The sequence below is a fragment of the Nonomuraea sp. NPDC052116 genome (assembly GCF_040680035.1).
Lineage (GTDB): Bacteria > Actinomycetota > Actinomycetes > Streptosporangiales > Streptosporangiaceae > Nonomuraea > Nonomuraea angiospora_A.
This window is the reverse complement of sequence record NZ_JBFAWA010000093.1, coordinates 1-3,019: the sequence shown is the minus strand read 5'-3', so window position 1 is coordinate 3,019 and position 3,019 is coordinate 1. Positions and strand designations below refer to the sequence as shown.

Genomic DNA, 3,019 nt, shown 5'->3' with positions numbered 1-3,019 from the left:
CTGATGACGTTCGTTGAAAGTGCTCAGACCTGCTCGTTGAAAGTGCCCACCTGGGAGAACTCGCCGGTGGCGGTCGTTCCGTCGCTGGTGAGCTCCCCTGACGCTACGGGTGTCGAAGATCCGTTGTTGTCGGGGGAGCTCACAAGGAGATGCTCACACAGGGGGAAGATGTGGAAGCACATACGTTGCGGAAGAGGGGCTGGTCGATCTCGGCGATTGCCCGGCACCTGAGCCGCAACCGCAGGACGATCCGGGCCTATCTGAACGGGGAGCGTGAGCCGGGCAAGCGCCGTCCGGCGGGGCTGGACGCGTTCGCGGTGGTGGAGGAGTACTGCCGGATCCGGCTGCGGCAGGATCCGCATCTGCAGGCCACGACGTTGTTCGAAGAGGTCGCCGGGCTGGGGTATGCGGGCGGGTACTCCTCTTTCACGCGGGCGATCCGGGAGCGGCGGTTGCGTCCGCACTGCGAGCCGTGTCATCAGGTCAAGGGCCGCGATGTGGCGGTGATCGATCACGAGCCGGGAGCCGAGACGCAATGGGACTGGGTGCATCTGCCGGATCCGCCCCGTGAGTGGGGGTGGCGCAGGGAGGCGTATCTGCTGGTCGGGTCGTTGCCGTACTCAGGCCGGTGGCGGGGCTGGCTGTCGGGGCGTCAGGATCAGCCGCATCTGATCCAGGGCCTGCATCAGGTGGCCGAGCGGCTGGGCGGGCTGACGCTGGGATGGCGGTTCGACCGGATGTCCACGGTGTGTGACCCCAAGAGCGGGCAGGTGCTGGCCTCGTTCGCGGTCGTGGCCAAGCATTACGGGGTCTCGGTGGCGATCTGCCCACCCCGGCGGGGACAGCGCAAGGGGTCGGTGGAGAAGTCCAATGACATGGCCGCGCAGCGGTGGTGGCGGACCGTGGCCGACGATGTGACGGCCGAGCAGGCGCAATCGTCGCTGGATGCCTGGTGCGCCCGGACCGCTGATATGCGGGTGCGCTGGAAGAACACGCAGAAGATGACGGTGGCCACTTTCGCCGACGCTGAGCCACTGGCGGCGTTGCCGCAGCCGTTCCCGGCGGTGCTGAGCGTGTCGCGGATGGTCTCGCCGCAGGCGCTGGTGGCCTTCGAGGGGAACTTCTACTCCGTTCCACCGGGTCACCGTGACCAGCAGGTCACCGTCACCCGGACGCTGGGCGCCGCCACGATCGACATCGTCTCATCGGCCGGCAACACTCTGGCCCGGCACCGGCTGGAACCCGTCGGCGCGCACGCGATCGTCCGCTCCGCTGAGCATGTGCTGGCGTTGGAGAAGGCCGTGCTGGCCGCCACCTCTGATGATCGAGGGCCGTGTCGCCGCAAGCGGCGCATCCCGCCCTCACCGCAGGCGCTGGCCGAAGCCGAGCAGGTCCGGGCCCGCCTGGCCGGGCAGGAACCGTCCGGCCGGTCCGGCGACGGCATCGGTGGCGTGGTCGACTTCGCCGCCTATGCCGCCGCGAGTCGGCCTCTCGGCCCGGCCGCGGCCCGGGCCGACGACAGCAGCGGCAGCCCAGAGCAGGTCACCAGCGACATCTGACACCTGCGGGCCCCGGCCCGCCAGAGTCTTGCCTGCCGGCCGCCAGGCCTGGGCGAGGTCACCGGGCCGGGGCCTCGCCGATCACACCCATTAACCAGGGGGAACACCATGGCCACCACCACGACGATCATCGCATCGGCCACCGCGTCGGCCACCGCGACCGGCGATCCGCCCGCGACGTCGGCGCAGATCTATCAGCGGCTGCGCGCGCATCTGGCGTTCTTGAAGATGACCGCGGCGGCCGAGGCATTGCCGCAGGTGCTGGACGCCGCCCGCGACCAGCAGACCTCGCCGCTGGAGGCGATCGAGGCCCTGCTCGCGGTCCAGGTCACGGCGACCGAGCACCGCCAGCAGGCCTCCCGGCTGCACTTTGCCAACCTGCCCGCCCCGTGGAGCATCGACGACTACGACTTTTCCGCCCAGCCCGGCGTCGATCAGGCCCTCATCCGCGAGCTGGCCACCCTGCGCTTCCTCGACGACGCCGCCAACGTGCTGTTCATCGGCCCGCCGGGCGTGGGAAAGACGATGCTGAGCATCTGCCTGGCCCGGCTGGCCGCCCAGGCAGGCCACAAGGCCTACTTCACCACCTGCGACGACCTCATCCGCCGGCTGCGCAGAGCGATCGCCGAGCAGCGGCTGGCCACCGGGCTGCGCTTCTTCGTCCAGCCCCGCCTTCTGGTGATCGACGAGTTCGGCTACCGCCGCCTGGACGAAGACGGCCGCTCCCTGCTGTTCGAAGTGATCAACGCCCGCTATCTCAAGGGCTCGACCGTCACCACCTCCCACGTTGGGATCAACGGCTGGGCCGATCGGCTGGGCGACCCCATGCTCGCCGCCGCCCTCATCGACCGGCTGCTGCACCGCGGCATCATCGTCGGCATCGACGGCCCGTCCTACCGGATGCGCTCCCACCAGGCCCGCGCCAACGCCCTGCGCGCCGCCACCACCGGCCCGAGCACCAGGGCGGGCTCATGACCCGCACCGCCACCCGTTTGTGCGCCACCTGCGGCGAGGCGTTCACCTGGACCAGCCGCAACCCACGCCGCCGCTTCTGCACACCGATCTGCAAGGCCCGCTGGTGGCGCGCCGCCAACCACGCTGAAACAGCCGCAGCCACCGCAACCGGCGACCACACCACGTACGACATCGCCGGCTCCAGGACACCGGCCAGTACGGCGCATACGAGGAGTACGGAGGTTCGTACGGCAAACGCCGTCACGCCCGGTCACGACCCGTACGTCGCCGGATACGGCGGCGACCAGCCCCCGAGCCTGGTGCAGAACTGCCCGAACTGCCATCAACCAGTCGCTGTCATCAACTTGCTCGTCACACCAGCCGCTGCGTACGTCAACACGCCGTCACGATCCGTGACAAACACCAGCTAAAGCCGTACTGTACTGATCAACCAAGTGGGCACTTCCAACGAGCGGCCCTGGGCATTTTCGCTGAGCGTCATCAAG

The 3,019-nt window shown here is 69.1% G+C and carries 3 protein-coding genes; all 3 read left to right on the top strand.

The window, feature by feature from the left end:
* Nucleotides 1-185 precede the first annotated feature (185 nt).
* Nucleotides 186-1,559, top strand: coding sequence for a hypothetical protein (locus AB0L65_RS62755; RefSeq protein ID WP_364267547.1), 1,374 nt, complete (start codon nucleotides 186-188; stop codon nucleotides 1,557-1,559).
* Between the two features lie 108 nt (nucleotides 1,560-1,667).
* Nucleotides 1,668-2,534, top strand: coding sequence for an IS21-like element helper ATPase IstB (istB, locus tag AB0L65_RS62750; RefSeq protein ID WP_364267544.1), 867 nt, complete (start codon nucleotides 1,668-1,670; stop codon nucleotides 2,532-2,534).
* Nucleotides 2,531-2,944, top strand: a complete 414-nt coding sequence (locus AB0L65_RS62745; protein WP_364267541.1) for a hypothetical protein — start codon at nucleotides 2,531-2,533, stop codon at nucleotides 2,942-2,944. Before istB ends, AB0L65_RS62745 begins: the two co-directional genes overlap by 4 nt.
* Nucleotides 2,945-3,019 lie beyond the last annotated feature (75 nt).

What these genes read in the sequence shown, in the direction of transcription:
- istB (WP_364267544.1), top strand. Translation starts at nt 1,668, where the DNA reads ATGGCCACCACCACGACGATCATCGCATCGGCCACCGCGTCGGCCACC.
- AB0L65_RS62745 (WP_364267541.1), top strand. Translation starts at nt 2,531, where the DNA reads ATGACCCGCACCGCCACCCGTTTGTGCGCCACCTGCGGCGAGGCGTTC.